Raw genomic sequence first — 17,000 nt, 5'->3', positions numbered from 1 at the left:
CGCGCGACAGCCGCCGCACTCCGAGCAGGCATTTGCCGCATCCGCCCTAGTGACCTGAGTCGCAGGTTCGTCGTTGGTTGTTCATGAGTCGTCCCGGTCCGAAGATTCCGCCGTTGTCGGTGACTGATGCCCAGCGGGCTGTGCTGGAGGGTTGGGTGCGTCGTCGTTCGACGGCCCAGGCTCTGGCTCAGCGTTCGCGGATCGTGCTAGAGTGCGCCGAGGGGCATTCGATCCTGGAGGTGTCCCGCCGGTTAAATGTTGCCGCGGACACGGTCCGCACCTGGCGGCGGCGGTTCATCGAACGTGGCCTGGACGGCCTGTCCGACGAACCGCGGCCCGGTGCCCCGAGGAAGATCAGTGACGCCGACGTCGAGCGGGTCATCGTCAGGACACTCGAGGAGAGGCCGAAGAACGCCACCCATTGGTCGACCAGATCGATGGCTGCCGCCACGGGCATGTCGCAGTCGGCGATCTCCCGAATCTGGCGGGCGTTCGCACTCGCGCCGCACCGGTCTGAGACCTTCAAGCTGTCCACGGACCCGTTCTTCATCGACAAGGTCCGCGACGTGGTGGGCCTCTACCTGGATCCACCGGAAAGAGCGCTGGTCCTCTGCGTGGACGAGAAGTCGCAGATCCAGGCCCTGGACCGGTCCCAGCCCGTGCTCCCGATGATGCCGGGCGTCCCGGAACGCCGAAGCCACGACTACATCCGTGCCGGCACCACCACCCTGTTCGCGGCTCTGGAGGTGGCGACCGGCAAAGTCATCGGCTCATTGCACCGGCGCCATCGGGCAGCTGAGTTCAAGAAGTTCCTGGCCAAGGTCGACAAGGAAGTGCCAGCCGGCCTCGAGGTGCACCTGATCCTCGACAACTACGCGACCCACAAGACACCGGCGGTCAAGAAGTGGCTGCTGTCCCACCCTCGATTCCACCTGCACTTCACACCCACCAGTTCGTCCTGGCTGAACCTGGTGGAACGATGGTTCGCCGAGCTCACGCAGAAGAAGCTTAAACGCGGCGTCCATCGTTCCGTCCAAGCACTGGAACGCGACATCCGGGCCTGGGTCGCGGACTGGAACGACCACCCACGGCCCTTCATCTGGACCAAGACCGCCGACGAAATCCTCGACAAGGTCGCCAGCTACTGCCAGCGAATCTCTGACTCAGGTCACTAGGACCTGTCTGACAATTCTTGTCGAATCAGCGAGCGCCCATTGAGTAGGCGGTCCGGAGGCACGCCGACCAGCTCGCACCTTTTGCCGGGCAGAAGCTATGGGCGGCGGGCCAGCAGGTGTGCGTCGAGAAAGCCCCGTTCGGAGGCCGGGTCGTGGAGCAGCCGAGCGAAAGGAACGAGCCCGGCATCCGTCAGCAGTTCGGCGAGGTGGTCCGCCGGCCAGCTGTAGGCAGGTGCGACCTTGTGGTCGAACTGGACCGGTTCCGGTCCGTCGGTCCCGAAGAAGGAGACCAGGAGCACGCCACCCGGCGCCAGGACGCGGACCTGCTCGGCGAGCAGCTCTGGCAGTTCGTCCGGTGGGGTGTGGATCATTGAGTAGTGGGCCAGTACGCCGCCGAGCACGCCGTCCTCGATCGGCAAGGACTCCATCCGCGCCTCCTGGAAGCGCAGCGCCGGGTTGGCCCGTCGAGCGTGGTCGACCATGCCGTGGGACAGGTCGAGTCCGAAGGCGTCCAGGCCCAATTCGTGCAGCATGGCCGTCAGATGTCCGGGCCCGCATCCAACGTCCGCTGCCCGCAGGTTGCCCGTCGCGCGCACCAGTTCGGCGAAAGTGCTGATCATGGCCCGGGCGAACGGCTGCGTCTCCAGCCGGTCTGCGAACAGCGATGCGTACAGCTCAACGACTCCGTCGTAGGCCGCCCTGGTCTCGTCCTGATGATTCACCACAGGGAGGACCTTATAGCCGGTCCGATAATCAATCTTGTGGCAGCTCGAGGCGAGGTGACAGACGCGGCGTGGGAGCGGATAGAGCCCCTGCTGCCGCAGGCGGACGGACGTGGCCGTCCATGGCGTGATCACCGGCAGGTGGTCAATGGTGTGTTGTGGCGGCTGCGGACTGGGGCTCCTTGGCGCGACCTGCCCCAGCGGTACGGGCCGTGGCAGACCGTTTACGAGCGGTTCGCCCGCTGGGAGGCGGACGGCACCTGGGCAAGACTGTTGGAGCACGTCCAGGTCCGCGACGACGCGATGGACCGGGTGGAATGGACAGTCGCCCTCGATTCCACGATCAACCGGGCCCAGCAGCACGCCGCCGGCGCACGCAAAAGGGGGCAGCAGGCCGGGACAATCTGGAAGATCCGGGCCGCTCACAGGCACGCCAGGCCCTTGGTCGCTCCCGAGGCGGGCTGACCACCAAGGTCCACCTCGCTGTCGACGGCCGGGGCCTGCCATTGTCGATCGTGCTCACGCCCGGCAATGTCAACGACGCCACCGCGATCACCCAGGCCCTTGACGAGATCTGCATCCCACGCATCGTCACGGGCCGCCCGCGCACGACGCCGACGCGGGTGCTGGGCGACAAGGCCTAGTCCAGCCGGGCGATCCGCCACCTGCTGCGGCGTCGGGGCATCACTGCCACGATTCCCGAACGCCGCGACCAGATCGCCAACCGCCGTCGACGCGGCAACCTCGGCGGCCGCCCACCCGTCTTCGATAAAGAGGTCTACCGAGACCGCAACGTGGTCGAGCGATGCTTCTCCCGTCTCAAGCAGTTCCGTGCGATCGCCACCAGGTTCGACAAGCTCGCCACACGCTACCGCGCCGGAGTCATCCTGTGTCTCGCTGATTCTCTGGCTTCGTGAATCGACCAGGTGATCATTTGTCAGACACGCCCTAGGGTCTGTCTTCAAAGGGTCATATCCACATCAGGAGTGACGCGATGGTGAGTGCCGCTTCGTAGGATTCTCGGGTTTTGTCGTAGCGGGTGGCGATGGCCCGGTACTGCTTCAACGCGTTGAAGCAGCGTTCGACGACGTTGCGCTGCTTGTAGCGCTCCTTGCCGAAAGCGGGCGGCCTGCCGCCGTTGCTGCCACGACGGCGGCGGTTCGCCTGCTGGTCCGAGCGTTCCGGGATCGTGTGCGGAATACGACGTCTCCGCAGGTAGTTGCGTATACCTCGGCTGCTGTATCCCTTGTCGCCCAGGAGGTGATCGGGCTGGTTGCGCGGTCGGCCCGGGCCTGGACGGCGAACCCTGATCTGCGCGAGGATCTGCTCGAACTGCGTGCAGTCGTTGATGTTGCCGCCCGTGACGACAAAGCCGAGCGGACGGCCGCGGCCGTCGCAGGCGAGGTGAATCTTGGTCGTCAGTCCGCCACGGGATCGTCCGAGGGCGTGAGCGTGTGCCGCTTCTGCAGGGCTTGCCCCTTTTTACGGGCGCCGGCCGCGTGCTGATGAGCGCGGGTGATCGTGGAGTCCACCGATACCAGCCAGTCGACGTCTCCAGCCGCGTCCCTCTGAGCCTGAACGGCTTCAAGCATCCGCGTGAACGTGCCATCGAGCGCCCATCTGCGGAAACGTGTGTACAACGTCCGCCAGGACCCGTATCTCCCCGGCACATCACGCCAGGCCGAACCGGTCCGAAGCTTCCACACGATCCCGTTCAGAACCACCCGATCGTCTCGCCGGGGCCGCCCCGCGCCCGTTCGCGGAAGCAGCCCCGACAGAACGTCCCACTCTTCGTCCGAGAGCTCATGTCGCCGCACCATGCGCCACATGATGCCCCATCAACAACCTTTGAAGACAGGCCCTAGGGGCGCTCGATCGCGGATGGGTCCGTGCCACGCAAAATTCTCTCCGTTCGCGCACGCCTGATACGGAGAATCGACGGCACGCCCCCTGGGAGTGATCTTGATCAGCCCAGAAAGCTCAACCGAACCTGACGGTCCGCGTTATCGACGTTCGTGTCCACCAGGCAGACCGACTGCCAGGTGCCCAGCTCCAGCCTGCCGCCGATCACCGGCAGCGTGGCGTGGGGCGGGACCAGGGCGGGGAGCACGTGGTCGCGGCCGTGGCCCGGGCTGCCGTGGCGGTGTTGCCGGCGGTCGTCGGCGGGGAGCAGGTGGTGGAGCGTGGCCAGCAGGTCGTCGTCGCTGCCCGCGCCGGTCTCCAGGACGGCGACACCGGCCGTGGCGTGGGGGACGAAGACGTTGAGCAGGCCGTCGCGGCCGGGCGCGGTGCGGGTGAGGAACTCTTCGCAGGCGCGCGTCAGGTCCGTGACGCTTTCGGTCGCGCCCGTGGTGATGTTCAGGACCGTGGTGGTGAAGGAGGAGGACATGCCTCCATCTTCGCCCCACAGGCGTGAGATGACACGTCCACGCTCCGAGACACCATTGACCGTGCTCCGACCGGATGGCTACGTTCAGCGTCATGTTCCGATCAGCTCTGCTCACTTCGCGCGGTCACATCGACCTGCTGCGAGTGGCTTCCGCCGCGTGTTGTCGCGGCTGCTGACGTTCCCAGCGATTTCCGGAGCATTTCCCACCGCACTGCTGTGCCTGCGGTACTCCGTCGTTCGCCCTTCCGTAGTCGTGTCGGTCGCCTAGGCACGTAGTCGCCCCCGGCTCCGTGCCGCCGCGCGACCGCTGAGCGCGCCGTGGTTACTCCTGCCGTCCGCCGCCACCGACGACCCTCCCGGTCGGTCGTGGCGCTTGGGTACGGGGTGTCCCGGCATGCCCGCGGCCGTGGCCGCCCTTTCTCCTCACTTCTTCGTGTCGCTCCCCCTCCCCTTCCTCTCCTCGAACTCCCGCCCCGCATCCGTGCGCCCTTCCGTGGAGCCCTCATGACCGTCAGCCATGCGCCACCACCCCCCGGCCTGTCCGTTGCCCCGGAGAAATCCTCCGCGCCGAGCCGTACGCCGCCCGATCTGGAGGCGGTCGTTCCGGCGTCCGTCCGGCGGTCGCGGCTGCGGGCCGCTCCGCGGTGGGTGCGGCGGGCGGTGGGGCCGTTACTGCTGCTCGCGGTGTGGCAGGTGTCCAGCGCCACCGGGGTGCTGGAGCCCGATGTGCTCGCCTCGCCCGGGACCATCGCCCGGGCGGGCGCCGATCTGGTGGCAGACGGGACACTGCCCGCCGCGATGGGCGTCTCGCTCCAGCGGGTCGTCGTGGGACTCCTGCTCGGCGGGGTCGTCGGGACGGTGCTCGCGCTCGTGTCGGGACTGTCACGGCTCGGGGAGGACCTGGTCGACGCGACCGTGCAGATGCTGCGCACGGTGCCCTGGGTGGGGCTGATCCCGCTGTTCATCATCTGGCTCGGGATCGGCGAGGCGCCGAAGGTGGCCCTCATCGCGCTCGGGGTGGCCTTTCATCTGTATCTCAACGTATACGCGGGAATCCGTGGCGTTGACGCCCAACTCATCGAAGCAGGCCAGTCGTTGGGGCTCGGACGGTGGGGGCTGGTACGGCATGTGGTGCTGCCGGGTGCGCTGCCCGGGGCCATGACCGGGCTGCGCTACTCGCTGGCGACGGCCTGGCTCGCGCTCGTCTTCGGTGAGTCGATCAACGCCGATGCCGGGATCGGGTTCCTGATGAACCAGGCCCGCGAGTTCTTCCGGACCGACGTGATCGTCGTCTGCCTCGTCGTGTACGCCTTCCTCGGCCTCACCGCCGACGTCATCGTCCGGATCCTCGAAAGGCTGCTGCTGCAATGGCGACCGACCTTCACCGGCCAGTGAAAGACGACCTTGCCCCCGGCCCGCCGGTCGCCGCGCCGGACGGCGCTCCGGAGGCCGCCGTGCGGGTCGAAGGGCTCACCCGGGCCTTCGACGGGCGTCCGGTCATCGATGACCTCGATCTCACCCTGAGGGCAGGCGAGTTCACCGCTCTGCTCGGGCGCAGCGGCTGCGGCAAGTCGACGCTGCTGCGGGTGCTCGCCGGGCTCGACCGGGAGATCTCGGGCACCGTCCTGGTGCCGCGCCGGCGTGCGGTCGCGTTCCAGGCCCCACGGTTGATGCCCTGGAAGAAGGTCTGGCGCAACGTACTGCTCGGGCTGCCCGGCAAGCCCGAACGCGGTCTCGCCGAGCGCGCGTTGGCGGAGGTCGGCCTGGCGGAGCGGGCCGGGGCGTGGCCCAGGACGCTGTCCGGCGGTGAGGCGCAGCGCGCTTCGCTGGCCAGAGCCCTGGTGCGCGAGCCCGATCTGCTGCTGCTCGACGAGCCCTTCGGCGCACTGGACGCCCTGACCCGGATCAAGGCCCAGCAGCTCGTCGCGGAGCTCTGGCAGCGGCGCGGCTGCGCCGTCCTGCTGGTCACCCATGACGTGGACGAGGCCCTGCTGCTGGCCGACCGGGCGCTGGTGATGCGGGACGGGCGGATCGCGTACGACACGCCTGTCGCCCTGGACCGGCCCCGCGGGGTCGGCTCCCCCGGGTTCGCCGACCTGCGCTCCCGCCTGCTGACCGAACTGGGCGTGGAGAGCGTTGGCGGCGTCGAAGGGGAGGGCCCTGCCCGCGGTGAGCCGGACGCCGCCGCCCGTGCGAAGCCGTCCGTTGCCGCCGCCCCGTCCCGTTCCGGACCGACGAAGAACCCGGCCCCAGCATCCGCACACCCCCGCCACGGAGAGGCCTCATGAAACGCCGTGCCCTGCCTGCCCTGCTCCTCCCGCTCGCCCTGCTCCTGTCCGCGTGCGGCGGTTCCTCCTCCGCGAACTCGGGCGGCAGCACGGACGGCACGGGCAGCGTCACGCTCAACGTCGGCGATCAGAAGGGTGGTTACGAGGCGATCCTGCGGGCCTCCGGAGAGCTCGACGACCTCGGCTACCGCGTCAAGTGGTCCACCTTCACCTCGGGACCGCCTCTCCTGGAGGCCGTGAGCGCCGGTGCGGTGGACATCGGGGGCGTCGGCAACACGCCGCCCGTCTTCGCCGCGGGGGCCGACTCCAACATCGCCGTCGTCGGCGCCACGCACGGCTCGTCGGCCGGTGAGGTCATCGTGGTGCCCGAGGACTCACCGCTGAAGAAGCCGACCCAGCTCAAGGGCGCGTCCATCGCCGTGGCACAGGGCAGTTCGGCCCACTTCCAGCTGGTCGCCTCGCTCAGGAAGGCCGGCCTCGGGATCGAGGACGTGAAGCTGAACTACCTCCAGCCCGCCGACGCGCTCGCCGCGTTCAGCCGGGGCAAGGTCGACGCCTGGGCGATCTGGGACCCGTACACCTCGCAGGTCCTGCGCACGGCGGACGCCCGGGTCCTCACCACCGGCGAAGGCGTCGTCAACGGCCTCGGTTTTCAGGTCGCTTCGCCCGTGTCGCTCAAGGACGGGAAGAAGTCGCAGGCCATCGGCGACCTGCTCGTCCGGCTGGAGCGGGCCCAGAAGTGGGTCTTCGAGCACCCCGAGGAGTGGGCGAAGGTCTGGGCGAAGGAGACCGGGCTGCCCTACCAGGTGGCGTTGGACGCCGTGAAGCTCAGTTACGGCACTCGTGTCCCGGTCGCGATCGACGCCGCGGCCATCGCCTCCGAGCAGGAGATCGCCGACACCTTCGCCGAGCTGAAGCTGATTCCCCGGCGCTTCGACTTCGAGGGCTACGTCGACACCCGGTTCAACCGCGACCTCCCCGCTTCCTCCACCGCGCCGCGCTCCTACGGAAAGGCCTCATCGTGAACGTCCATCTGCACTGGTTCCTGCCCACCGGGGGCGACGGCCGGACGCTCGTCGACCGGCACGCCTACACCGACGGCGGCATCACACGCGACCGGACCACCCCGGTGAGCGGGGTGCGGGCCCCGGACATCGAGTATCTGGTCCAGATCGCCAAGGCGGCCGAGCAGTTGGGCTTCGAGGCCGTGCTGACGCCCACGGGCACCTGGTGCGAGGACGCCTGGCTGACCACGGTGGCGCTCGCTCAGCACACCGAGCGGCTGAAGTTCCTCGTGGCGTTCCGGCCGGGGGTCATCTCCCCGGTGCTCGCCGCCCAGATGGCCTCCACGTATCAGCGGATCACCCGGGGGCGGCTGCTGCTCAACGTGGTGACCGGGGGCGATTCCGCGGAACAGCGGCGGTTCGGGGACCACCTGGACCACGACCGGCGCTATGCGCGGACCGCGGAGTTCCTGTCGGTCGTGCGGGGCGTCTGGACTGGGCAGCCGTACGACTTCGACGGCGCGCACTACCAGGTGGAGGGCGGGCTGACCGCGCTGCCGCCGGACCCGCTGCCGGAGATCTTCTTCGGCGGGTCCTCGTCCGCCGCGGGGCCGGTGGCCGCAGCCCACGCCGACGTCTACCTGACCTGGGGCGAGCCGCCGGCCGCGGTGAAGGAGAAGATCGACTGGATTCGCGGCCTGGCGGAGGCGCAGGGTCGCACGGTCCGGTTCGGCATCCGGCTGCACACCATTTCGCGGGATTCCTCGGTCGAGGCGTGGGCCACCGCCGACCGGCTGCTGGGCGACCTCGATCCGGAGACGATCGCGGCGGCGCAGCAGGCGCTGGGGAAGAGTGAGTCGGTCGGGCAGCAGCGGATGCTGGCGCTGCACGGCGGTTCGCGGGACAAGCTGGAGATCGCCCCGAATCTCTGGGCGGGGGTCGGTCTGGTACGCGGCGGGGCCGGGACCGCGCTGGTGGGCAGCCATGCGGAGGTCGCGGACCGGATCGAGGAGTACCACGCACTGGGCGTGGAGCACTTCGTTCTCTCCGGGTATCCGCATCTGGAGGAGGCGTACTGGTTCGGCGAGGGGGTCACCCCCGAGCTGGCTCGGCGCGGACTGCTGTCGACCGTGCCAGCGTCCCCGCTGTTGGGTGCGAACGGCACCGGGTCCCGGCCCGCCACGGCTTCGGGTGGAGCGCCCCTGCTGGTCGCCGGGGGGCGCTGAGCCTCGCGGTGCTGCTCGTCGGGGGTCCGGGAAGATCCCGGGTCCCCGACGAGTTAGTAGAAGCGTGAACAATTCTGGGGTGCGCGAGCTGGACGTGGTCGTGATCGGCGCGGGTCAGGCGGGGCTGTCCGCCGCCCACCACCTGCGCCGCGTCGGACTGGAACCGGACGTCGGCTTCGTCGTGCTGGACCACGCGCCCCGGCCGGGCGGCGCGTGGCAGTTCCGCTGGCCCTCGCTGACGTACGGCAAGGTCCACGGGATGCACGCGCTGCCGGGCATGGAACTGACCGGAGCCGATCCCGACCGGCCCTCGTCGGAGGTGATCGGCGCGTATTTCGCCGCGTACGAGGAGCGCTTCGGCCTGCGGGTCCACCGCCCGGTGGAGGTGAGGGCCGTACGGGAGGGGAGCCGCGGGCGGCTGCTGGTGGAGACGTCCGAGGGGGCATACGCCCCGCGGGCCCTGATCAACGCGACCGGCACCTGGGACCGGCCCTTCTGGCCGCGCTACGCGGGCCAGGAGACGTTCCGGGGGCGGCAGTTGCACACGGCGAACTACCCGGGGCCCGAGGAGTTCGCGGGGCAGCGCGTCATCGTCGTCGGGGGCGGCGCCTCCGGTACGCAGCATCTGATGGAGATCGCCGAGCACGCGGCCGACACCTTCTGGGTGACCCGGAGCGAACCGGTCTTCCGTGAGGGGCCGTTCACCGAGGAGTGGGGGCGGGCGGCCGTGGCGATGGTGGAGGATCGGGTGCGCAAGGGGCTGCCGCCGCGGAGCGTGGTCAGCGTGACCGGGCTGCCGATGACCGATGCGGTGCGGCGGGCCCGGGAGCAGGGGGTGCTGGACCGGCTGCCGATGTTCGACCGGATCACGCCGAGCGGCGTGGCCTGGGACGACGGTCGGGTCGTCGAGGCCGATGTGATCCTGTGGGCCACCGGGTTCCGGCCCGCCGTGGACCACCTGGCACCGCTGAAGCTGCGCGAGCCGGGCGGCGGCATCCGGGCCGAGGACACCCGTGCCGTACGCGACGGGCGCGTCCATCTCGTCGGGTACGGTCCCTCCGCCAGCACCATCGGCGCGAACCGGGCGGGCCGGGCGGCGGTCCGGTCGGTCATGCGGCTGCTGAAGGAGACGGGCGAGGAGAGCGGCGAGGAGCGGCCGGACCGGGAGTCCGACGGCGAGCGGACGGGCCGGGACGCCGGGGCGGTCGTCGCCGTCCCGGTCTCCGGGGGCTGAGCGCTCCGCGGGCGGAGGCCGTCAGCTCGTGGCGGCGGACGCGCGGGTGCGGTTGAACTCCTCGACGTTCCGCTGCTGTTCGTCGTAGCTGTCGGTGAACCGGGTGTCGCCGGGCCCGACCGTGACGAAGTACAGCCAGGGTCCGGGCGTGGGGCTGACGGCCGCGCGCAGCGCCTCCTCCCCCGGGTTGCCGATGGGCGTCGGCGGCAGCCCCTTGGCCCGGTAACTGTTGTACGGGCTGTCCAGCTGGGTGTCGGCGGTCGTCGTGTCCAGGGTGGAGCGCTTCAGGGCGTAGTTGATGGTGGAGTCCATCTGCAACGGCATGTCCTTGAGCAGCCGGTTGTAGACGACCCGAGCCACCTTGCCCATGTCGGACGCGGTGTCGGCCTCGGCCTGGACGATGCTGGCGATCGTGATCGTGTCGTAGACGGAGACGTTGTTGCGCTGGGCTCCCGCCGTGACGTGGTCCGCTCCGAAGTGCTTGCGGGCGGTGTCCGCCATGTAACGCAGCAGGCCTGCGGGCTCGGTCGCGGCGTCGAGCGGATAGGTGGCCGGGAAGAGGTATCCCTCGGGGTTGCCCTCTGCCTGGGCCGGCAGAGCGAGGTCCACCGTCGTCGCGGCCTTCCGCGTGCTGCCGGGCTTCAGGTCGAGCGCCTGGTCGACGGCCTCGTACACCTGCGAGGCGCGACGGCCCTCGGGGATCATCAGGGTGCCCTGCGGGCGCGCCTTCTCGGGCCCGCCCTCGCCCGGTCCGGTCAGGGACAGCGGGATCAGGACGGCGGCCGACGCGACGAGCACGGCGACGGCGGCCAGGACGACCTTTCCGCGGCGGGTCGGGCGGAGTCTGCGACGGGGCCGGGCGTCCGGGGACTCGTTCACCATGCGGGCACGTTAACCCGGGGCACGAGCCACGGCCGGTAGCTCGGCCACGGCGTCGGCTCCGGCGACACGAACGCCGTACCGGGCGACCTGAACACGGCGAACAGAACGCACGACATACAGAACACACGAACAGGGGATCGGGTGTTCGCTGGAACGTGTGATCGTCAGAGGATTCGTTGCCGTTCACCCGTCCGGGGCGTGATGATTGCAGAGCGCAGTCAACGGGCTGCAGGCCGCTACTGCGCAGTCCCACAGATGCACCACGTACAAGGAGAAAGACCAGATGAACTTCCTGACCAACCTGCTTGCCGGCGTCGTCCACTTCGTGGGTTGGCTCGTCTGACCATTGCTCCGCCCGGCGCCGCCGCTCCCCGTCCCACGGGAGCGGCGGCGCCGCCGTGTGTGCGGCGCCGTCCGACTCAACCGTTCGCCGCCGCCGGCCCGGTGAAGGGCGGCAGTGCGGTGAACCCGGGATCCACGGTCACCGCCGTCGTTCGAGGGTGTCGAGCGCCCGGCGGACCCGGGTGAGCGGGTGGTCCGGGAATCCGCGTCCCCTTGGGCGTGGTCCGGGCGGTCAGGAAACCGGAACCGGGGCCGGCTGGGTGTCTCGGCGGATCAGGGCGGCGTAGCGGCCGTCGCGGTCGAGCAGTTCCTCGTGCGTACCTCGCTCGGCGACCCGGCCGTTCTCCAGGACGACGATCTGGTCCGCGTCGCGGACGGTGGAGAGGCGGTGCGCGATGGTGAGCGTGGTCCGTCCGGCGGAGAGGGCGTCGATCGCTTGCTGCACAGCCTGTTCCGTACGGGTGTCGAGCGCGCTGGTCGCCTCGTCGAGGATCAGCACCGGCGGGTCGCGCAGGATCGTGCGGGCGATGGCGAGGCGCTGCTTCTCACCGCCCGAGAAGCGGTAGCCGCGCTCACCGACCAGGGTGTCATAACCGTCGGGCAGGGAGGCGATGTGGTCGTGGATCTGCGCCGCACGGGCCGCGGCCTCGATCTCCGCCTCGGTGGCGTCCGGCTTGGCGAAGCGGAGGTTGTCGGCGACCGAGGCGTGGAAGAGGTAGGTCTCCTGGGAGACGACGCCGACCGCTCGGGCGAGGGTGTCGAAGTCCAGATCGCGGACGTCGACCCCGTCGATCGTGACCCGGCCGCCGGTGACGTCGTACAGCCGGGGCACGAGGTAGCTCAGAGTGGACTTGCCGGAACCGGTGGATCCGACGACCGCGAGACTGCCGCCGGCGGGGACGGTGACGTCGATGCCGGTCAGCGTCGGGCCGTTCTTCTCGTCGTAGCTGAAGTCGACGTCCTCGAAGGCGATCTCGCCGCAGATCTTCTCCAGGCGGACCGGCTGCTCCGGTTCGGTGATGTCCACCGTGAGGTCGAGGTACTCGAAGATGCGCTGGAAGAGGGCGAGGGAGGTCTGCATCTGCACACCGGTCGAGAGCAGGCTGACCGCCGGGCGGAACAGCCCCTGCTGGAGCGTGACGAAGGCGACCAGCGTGCCGATGGAGACGGCGGCGGCTCCGGACGCGAAGGTGAGACCTGCCGCCCAGTAGATGACGGCGGGCATGGCGGCCATCACGATGCCGATCGTCGACATCCGCCAGCGGCCGGCCATGCTGGAGCGCACTTCGAGGTCGACCAGGCGCTCGGACTCCTCGGCGAAGCCCCGGGTGAGCGAGTCGGAGCGGCCCATCGTGCGGCCGAGGAGGATGCCGCTGACCGAGAGGGACTCGGTGACCGTGGCGGCCATCGCGGCCATCTGTTTCTGGCGCTGGCTGGTGATCCTCTTCCGCTCCCGGCCGACACGCCGGCTGATCGCGACGAAGACCGGCAGCAGGAGCAGCGAGACGACGGTGAGCCGCCAGTCGAGGGCGAGCATGGCGACGACGGTCGCGATGACGGCCGTGAGGTTGGAGACCAGCGAGGTCGCGGTGGAGGTGACCGTCGCCTGCATACCGCCGATGTCGTTGGCGATGCGGGACTGAACCTCGCCCGTCCGGGTGCGGGTGAAGAAGGCGAGCGGCATCCGCTGGAGCTGGGTGTAGACGGCGGTGCGCAGGTCATGCATGACGCGCTGACCGACGGTGGTCGAGATCAGGGTCTGGAGGACGCCGAAGACGCCGGTCATCACGGCGGTGAGGATCATGCCGAGCGCCAGCAGGGTCAACAGGCCCGTGCGCCCCTGCGGGATCGCGGTGTCCAGGATCTCGCGCAGCAGGAACGGGGAGGCGACCGACACCAGGGAGGACGCGCCGACCAGCAGGCCGACGACGGCCAGCCGGCCGCGGTAGGGGTGGAAGAGGCGGAGGATGCGCCGCACCTCGGCGGGCGGCCGATCGGTGGTGGCAGCGGGGGCGGTGTGGGCATCGGGTGGGGGCGCCCACGTGGGCTCGTCGGGCTTCATGGGCTCCTTCGTCGGGCGTGAGGCATGACCGGGCGAACCCGGCCCTCGCACATGGAGAGCTTAGCTCATTGTTACCTATACTCACAATGAACGAGGTCCTGATATTGTTCCCGTATGGACGCCCCCGATTCCCCCGGTCCGCCCGGCTCCTCCCGCTCCTCCCGCTCAACCGGCTCCACTGGCTCTCCCGACACCGACGGCATGCTCGCCGAGCAGTTGCTGCGGCTGACCCGCCGGCTGCACCGCATCCAGAGCCGCCAGCTGGAGCCGATCGACATCACTCCGGCCCAGTTCCGGTTGCTGCGGACGGTCGCGGGCTACGAGGCGGCCCCCCGGATGGCGGATCTCGCCCGGCGCCTGGACGTCGTTCCGCGCGCCGTGACGACGCTGGTCGACGCCCTGGAGGCGAGCGGCCGCGTGCGCCGCGCACCGGATCCCGACAGCCGCCGGGTGGTCCGCGTCGAGATCACGGACGAGGGGCGCGCCACGCTGCGGTCCCTGCGCAGCGCGCGCCGGGCCGCCGCGGAGGAGATCCTGGCCCCACTGACCGCCGATCAGCGCGAGGTCCTCGGCGGTCTGCTGTCCGCCCTGGTCGACGGCATGCCGGAACGCCACTGCTGAACACCGCGCCCCAACCGCTGAGGAGATAGCCGACATGCCGCTGCTGGAGCCCGACCCGGAAGCCCTGCGCCCCGGAACCGCACGGGAACCCGCCCCCGACCGGGTCACCGACCGCAGTGCGGGCGGCACCCCGGAGCCGCTGCGCGGCGAACTGACGGCCCTGCTAGGCGCCGACAAGGTGCTATGGAAGATCTCCGACCTCGTGCGGTACGCCTCCGACGCCAGCCCCTACCGCTTCCTCCCTCGGGTCGTGCTGGTCCCCGAGGACCTCGACGACGTCTCCGCGATCCTTTCGTACGCCCACGGCAAGGACCGGAACGTGGTTTTCCGGGCCGCGGGCACCAGCCTCAACGGCCAGGCGCAGGGCGAGGACATCCTCGTCGACGTACGCCGCCACTGGACCGGCGTCGAGGTGCTGGACGACGGGGCGCGGGCCCGGATCGGGCCGGGGACGACCGTGATGCGGGCCAACATCGCCCTCGCCCGGCACGGCAGGCTGCTGGGCCCCGACCCGGCCAGCGCCATCGCCTGCACCGTCGGCGGGGTCGTCGCCAACAACGCCTCGGGCATGACCGCGGGCACCACCCGCAACTCCTACCGGACGCTCGCCTCGCTCACGTTCGTCCTGCCGAGCGGCACCGTCGTCGACACCGCCGACCCGGCCGCCGACGAGGAGCTGGCCCACGCCGAACCGGAGCTGTGCGCGGGGCTGATGGAGCTGAAGGCGGAGATCGAGGCGGACGAGGAGCTGACCGCCCGCATCCGCGCCAAGTACACGATCAAGAACACCAACGGCTATCGCCTGGACGCCTTCCTCGACGGGGCCACGCCGGTGGAGATCCTGCGCGGACTGATGGTCGGCTCCGAGGGCACGTTCGGCTTCATCTCCGAGGTCGTCTTCGACACCCTGCCGCTCGACCGGCGGATCTCCAGCGCCCTGCTGTTCTTCCCCTCCCTCACCGCCGCCGCGGCCGCCGTGCCCCGGTTCAACGAGGCGGGGGCCATCGCGGTGGAGCTGATGGACGGCAACACCCTGCGCGCCTCCGTCAGCGTGCCGGGCGTTCCGGCGGACTGGGCCGCCCTGCCCCGGACCACGACCGCGCTGCTGGTGGAGTTCCGGGCGGCCGACGAGGCGGGCCAGGAGGCGTTCGAGCGGGCGGCCGACGCCGTCGTCGCCGACCTGGACCTGGTCGTCCCGGCGGTGTCGGTGACGAACGCCTTCACCCGGGACGCCGGGACGATCGCCGGGTACTGGAAGGCGCGCAAGGCATTCGTCACGGCGGTCGGCGGGTCCCGGCCCTCGGGCACCACCCTGATCACGGAGGACTTCGCGGTGCCTCCCGCGCGGCTGGCCGATGCCTGCGAGGCGCTGCTGGAGCTCCAGTCGCGCCACGGCTTCGACGCCGCCGTGGCCGGTCACGCCGCGCACGGCAATCTGCACTTCCTCCTCGCGTTCGACGCGGCGAAGCCCGCCGACGTCGAGCGGTACGACGCTTTCATGCAGGAGTTCTGCGCGCTGATGGTGGACCGTTTCGACGGGTCGCTCAAGGCGGAGCACGCCACCGGACGCAATATCGCGCCCTTCCTGGAGCGGGAGTGGGGGCCGCGCGCCACGGAATTGATGTGGCGGACGAAGCGGGTCATCGATCCCGCCGGGGTGCTCGCTCCCCGCATCGTCCTGGACCGGGATCCGCGGGCCCATCTGCGGGGTCTGAAGACCATTCCGAAGGTGGAGGCGGTCGCCGATCCGTGCATCGAGTGCGGCTTCTGCGAACCGACCTGCCCCAGCGAGGATCTGACGACCACTCCGCGCCAACGAATCGTGCTGCGCCGGGAGATGATGCGTCAGACCGATGGCTCGCCGGTCGAGGCCGGTCTCCTGGACGCCTATGGGTACGACGCCGTGGACACCTGCGCCGGGGACTCCACCTGCAAGCTCGCCTGTCCGGTCGGCATCGACACCGGGGCGATGATGAAGGGCTTCCGGCACCGCAGGCACACGCCGCGCGAGGAGCGGATCGCCGCGCTGACCGCGAAGAACTTCCGCGTGGTGGAGGCCTCGGCGCGGCTGGCCGTGGCGGTGGCCGACGCGGTCGGCGACCGGGTGGGCGACGGTCCGCTCGGGGCCGTGACGCGGCTCGCCCGCAAGGCCGTCCACCCCGATCTCGTACCGGAGTGGCTGCCCCAGATCCCCGGGGCGGCGGCCCGACGGCTGCCGCGTACGGACCGGGTCGGGGCGAGCGCGGTCTACTACCCGGCCTGCGTCAACCGCATCTTCGCCGGCCCGGACGGCCGCCCGGGCCTCTCCCTGGCCGAGGCGGTGGTCGCCGTGTCGGGGCGGGCCGGGAAGCCGGTGTGGATCCCCGAGGACGTCGCGGGGACGTGCTGCGCGACGATCTGGCACTCCAAGGGGTACGACGCGGGCAACAGGATCATGGCGAACCGCATCGTGGAGGCCGCCTGGGGCTGGACGGCGGGCGGAAAGCTGCCGCTGGTCGTGGACGCGTCCTCGTGCACGCTCGGCATCGCCGAGGAGGTGGTGCCCTACCTCAGCGAGGACAACCGGGCGCTGCACCGTGAACTGACCGTCGTGGACTCGCTGGTGTGGGCGGCCGAGGAACTGCTGCCGGAGCTGACGGTGTTCCGCACCGTCGGGTCGGCTGTCGTACATCCGACCTGTTCCATGGAACACCTGGGTGACGTGGGCCAGTTGCGCGCACTGGCCGAGGCCTGCGCGGACGAGGTCGTGGTGCCGGACGACGTGGGGTGCTGCGCGTTCGCGGGCGACCGGGGGATGCTGCACAAGGAGTTGACCGACTCGGCGACGGCCAAGGAGGCGGCCGAGGTCGGCCTCCGCGCCTACGACACCTATCTGTCGGCGAACAGGATGTGCGAGATCGGCATGGAACGGGCCACCGGAAAGCCCTACCGGTCGGCACTGATCGAGCTGGAGCACGCCACCCGGCCGACTCTCCGCTGAGCATCCGACGTCGGGCCCCAACACCCCTCCCGACGTGCACATGTGAGCGTTTCCGGGCCCCGATTGGTTGCACCA

The 17,000-nt window shown here is 70.2% G+C and carries 13 protein-coding genes and 2 pseudogenes; 10 read left to right on the top strand and 5 right to left on the bottom strand.

Annotation, left to right across the window (positions count from 1 at the left end):
* Positions 1 to 83: 83 nt before the first annotated feature.
* Positions 84 to 1,175: an IS630 family transposase gene (locus tag AC3CH1_RS32860; protein WP_488466792.1), complete on the top strand. Its 1,092-nt coding sequence runs from the start codon at positions 84 to 86 to the stop codon at positions 1,173 to 1,175.
* Between the two features lie 95 nt (positions 1,176 to 1,270).
* On the opposite strand, the gene AC3CH1_RS32855 is transcribed toward AC3CH1_RS32860, so the two are convergent.
* Positions 1,271 to 1,900 carry a class I SAM-dependent methyltransferase gene (locus AC3CH1_RS32855; protein ID WP_488466196.1) on the bottom strand — a complete coding sequence of 210 codons (630 nt, stop codon included), beginning with the start codon at positions 1,898 to 1,900 and terminating at the stop codon, positions 1,271 to 1,273.
* 36 nt (positions 1,901 to 1,936) lie between these two features.
* Here AC3CH1_RS32855 and AC3CH1_RS32850 point away from each other — a divergent pair.
* Positions 1,937 to 2,849: pseudogene (locus tag AC3CH1_RS32850) on the top strand (IS5 family transposase).
* Between the two features lie 17 nt (positions 2,850 to 2,866).
* Here the strand turns inward: AC3CH1_RS32850 and AC3CH1_RS32845 are convergent.
* Both AC3CH1_RS32845 and AC3CH1_RS32840 read right to left on the bottom strand, forming a co-directional pair.
* Positions 2,867 to 3,717 (bottom strand): annotated as a pseudogene (locus AC3CH1_RS32845) (IS5 family transposase).
* Between the two features lie 146 nt (positions 3,718 to 3,863).
* A complete protein-coding gene (locus AC3CH1_RS32840; RefSeq protein WP_488466195.1) occupies positions 3,864 to 4,286 on the bottom strand; it encodes a YjbQ family protein in 423 nt (140 codons plus the stop codon).
* Between the two features lie 74 nt (positions 4,287 to 4,360).
* Between AC3CH1_RS32840 and AC3CH1_RS32835 the strand changes: the two genes are divergently transcribed.
* The 6 genes from AC3CH1_RS32835 to AC3CH1_RS32810 all read left to right on the top strand — a co-directional run bounded on the left by AC3CH1_RS32835 (position 4,361) and on the right by AC3CH1_RS32810 (position 10,038).
* Entirely contained in the window at positions 4,361 to 4,462 is a 102-nt protein-coding gene (locus AC3CH1_RS32835; RefSeq protein ID WP_488466194.1) for a putative leader peptide, read from the top strand.
* A gap of 328 nt (positions 4,463 to 4,790) precedes the next feature.
* Entirely contained in the window at positions 4,791 to 5,681 is an 891-nt protein-coding gene (locus AC3CH1_RS32830; RefSeq protein ID WP_488466193.1) for an ABC transporter permease, read from the top strand.
* Entirely contained in the window at positions 5,654 to 6,574 is a 921-nt protein-coding gene (locus AC3CH1_RS32825) for an ABC transporter ATP-binding protein (protein ID WP_488466192.1), read from the top strand. The genes AC3CH1_RS32830 and AC3CH1_RS32825 overlap by 28 nt, the downstream gene beginning before the upstream one ends.
* Positions 6,571 to 7,599 (top strand): ABC transporter substrate-binding protein, encoded by a 1,029-nt coding sequence (locus tag AC3CH1_RS32820; RefSeq protein ID WP_488466191.1) that lies wholly within the window; start codon positions 6,571 to 6,573, stop codon positions 7,597 to 7,599. Before AC3CH1_RS32825 ends, AC3CH1_RS32820 begins: the two co-directional genes overlap by 4 nt.
* Positions 7,596 to 8,804: an LLM class flavin-dependent oxidoreductase gene (locus AC3CH1_RS32815; protein WP_488466190.1), complete on the top strand. Its 1,209-nt coding sequence runs from the start codon at positions 7,596 to 7,598 to the stop codon at positions 8,802 to 8,804. The genes AC3CH1_RS32820 and AC3CH1_RS32815 overlap by 4 nt, the downstream gene beginning before the upstream one ends.
* 64 nt (positions 8,805 to 8,868) lie before the next feature.
* Positions 8,869 to 10,038, top strand: a complete 1,170-nt coding sequence (locus AC3CH1_RS32810; RefSeq protein ID WP_488466189.1) for an NAD(P)-binding domain-containing protein — start codon at positions 8,869 to 8,871, stop codon at positions 10,036 to 10,038.
* Positions 10,039 to 10,059: 21 nt separating this feature from the next.
* Here the strand turns inward: AC3CH1_RS32810 and mltG are convergent, their stop codons facing one another.
* Together mltG and AC3CH1_RS32800 are read right to left on the bottom strand one after the other, a co-directional pair.
* Positions 10,060 to 10,920, bottom strand: coding sequence for an endolytic transglycosylase MltG (gene mltG, locus AC3CH1_RS32805; protein WP_488466188.1), 861 nt, complete (start codon positions 10,918 to 10,920; stop codon positions 10,060 to 10,062).
* Between the two features lie 574 nt (positions 10,921 to 11,494).
* Complete coding sequence (locus AC3CH1_RS32800; RefSeq protein ID WP_488466187.1) at positions 11,495 to 13,324, bottom strand: ABC transporter ATP-binding protein; 1,830 nt, start codon at positions 13,322 to 13,324, stop codon at positions 11,495 to 11,497.
* Between the two features lie 114 nt (positions 13,325 to 13,438).
* On the opposite strand from AC3CH1_RS32800, the gene AC3CH1_RS32795 reads away from it, so the two are divergent.
* Both AC3CH1_RS32795 and AC3CH1_RS32790 read left to right on the top strand, forming a co-directional pair.
* Complete coding sequence (locus AC3CH1_RS32795) at positions 13,439 to 13,945, top strand: MarR family winged helix-turn-helix transcriptional regulator (protein ID WP_488466186.1); 507 nt, start codon at positions 13,439 to 13,441, stop codon at positions 13,943 to 13,945.
* Between the two features lie 34 nt (positions 13,946 to 13,979).
* On the top strand, positions 13,980 to 16,925 hold the full coding sequence (locus AC3CH1_RS32790; protein WP_488466185.1) for an FAD-binding and (Fe-S)-binding domain-containing protein: 2,946 nt from the start codon (positions 13,980 to 13,982) through the stop codon (positions 16,923 to 16,925).
* Positions 16,926 to 17,000: the final 75 nt, after the last annotated feature.

This window comes from Streptomyces sp. MGP-P1 (genome assembly GCF_057766565.1).
Note: the sequence above shows the minus strand (reverse complement) of the source record. Positions and strands in the feature narration are given on the sequence as shown.

Coding starts and splice junctions, on each gene's coding strand:
- AC3CH1_RS32825 (WP_488466192.1), top strand. CDS start 5,654: ATGGCGACCGACCTTCACCGGCCAGTGAAAGACGACCTTGCCCCCGGC.
- AC3CH1_RS32830 (WP_488466193.1), top strand. CDS start 4,791: ATGACCGTCAGCCATGCGCCACCACCCCCCGGCCTGTCCGTTGCCCCG.
- mltG (WP_488466188.1), bottom strand. CDS start 10,920: ATGGTGAACGAGTCCCCGGACGCCCGGCCCCGTCGCAGACTCCGCCCG.
- AC3CH1_RS32860 (WP_488466792.1), top strand. CDS start 84: ATGAGTCGTCCCGGTCCGAAGATTCCGCCGTTGTCGGTGACTGATGCC.
- AC3CH1_RS32800 (WP_488466187.1), bottom strand. CDS start 13,324: ATGAAGCCCGACGAGCCCACGTGGGCGCCCCCACCCGATGCCCACACC.
- AC3CH1_RS32835 (WP_488466194.1), top strand. CDS start 4,361: ATGGCTACGTTCAGCGTCATGTTCCGATCAGCTCTGCTCACTTCGCGC.
- AC3CH1_RS32820 (WP_488466191.1), top strand. CDS start 6,571: ATGAAACGCCGTGCCCTGCCTGCCCTGCTCCTCCCGCTCGCCCTGCTC.
- AC3CH1_RS32795 (WP_488466186.1), top strand. CDS start 13,439: ATGGACGCCCCCGATTCCCCCGGTCCGCCCGGCTCCTCCCGCTCCTCC.
- AC3CH1_RS32790 (WP_488466185.1), top strand. CDS start 13,980: ATGCCGCTGCTGGAGCCCGACCCGGAAGCCCTGCGCCCCGGAACCGCA.
- AC3CH1_RS32840 (WP_488466195.1), bottom strand. CDS start 4,286: ATGTCCTCCTCCTTCACCACCACGGTCCTGAACATCACCACGGGCGCG.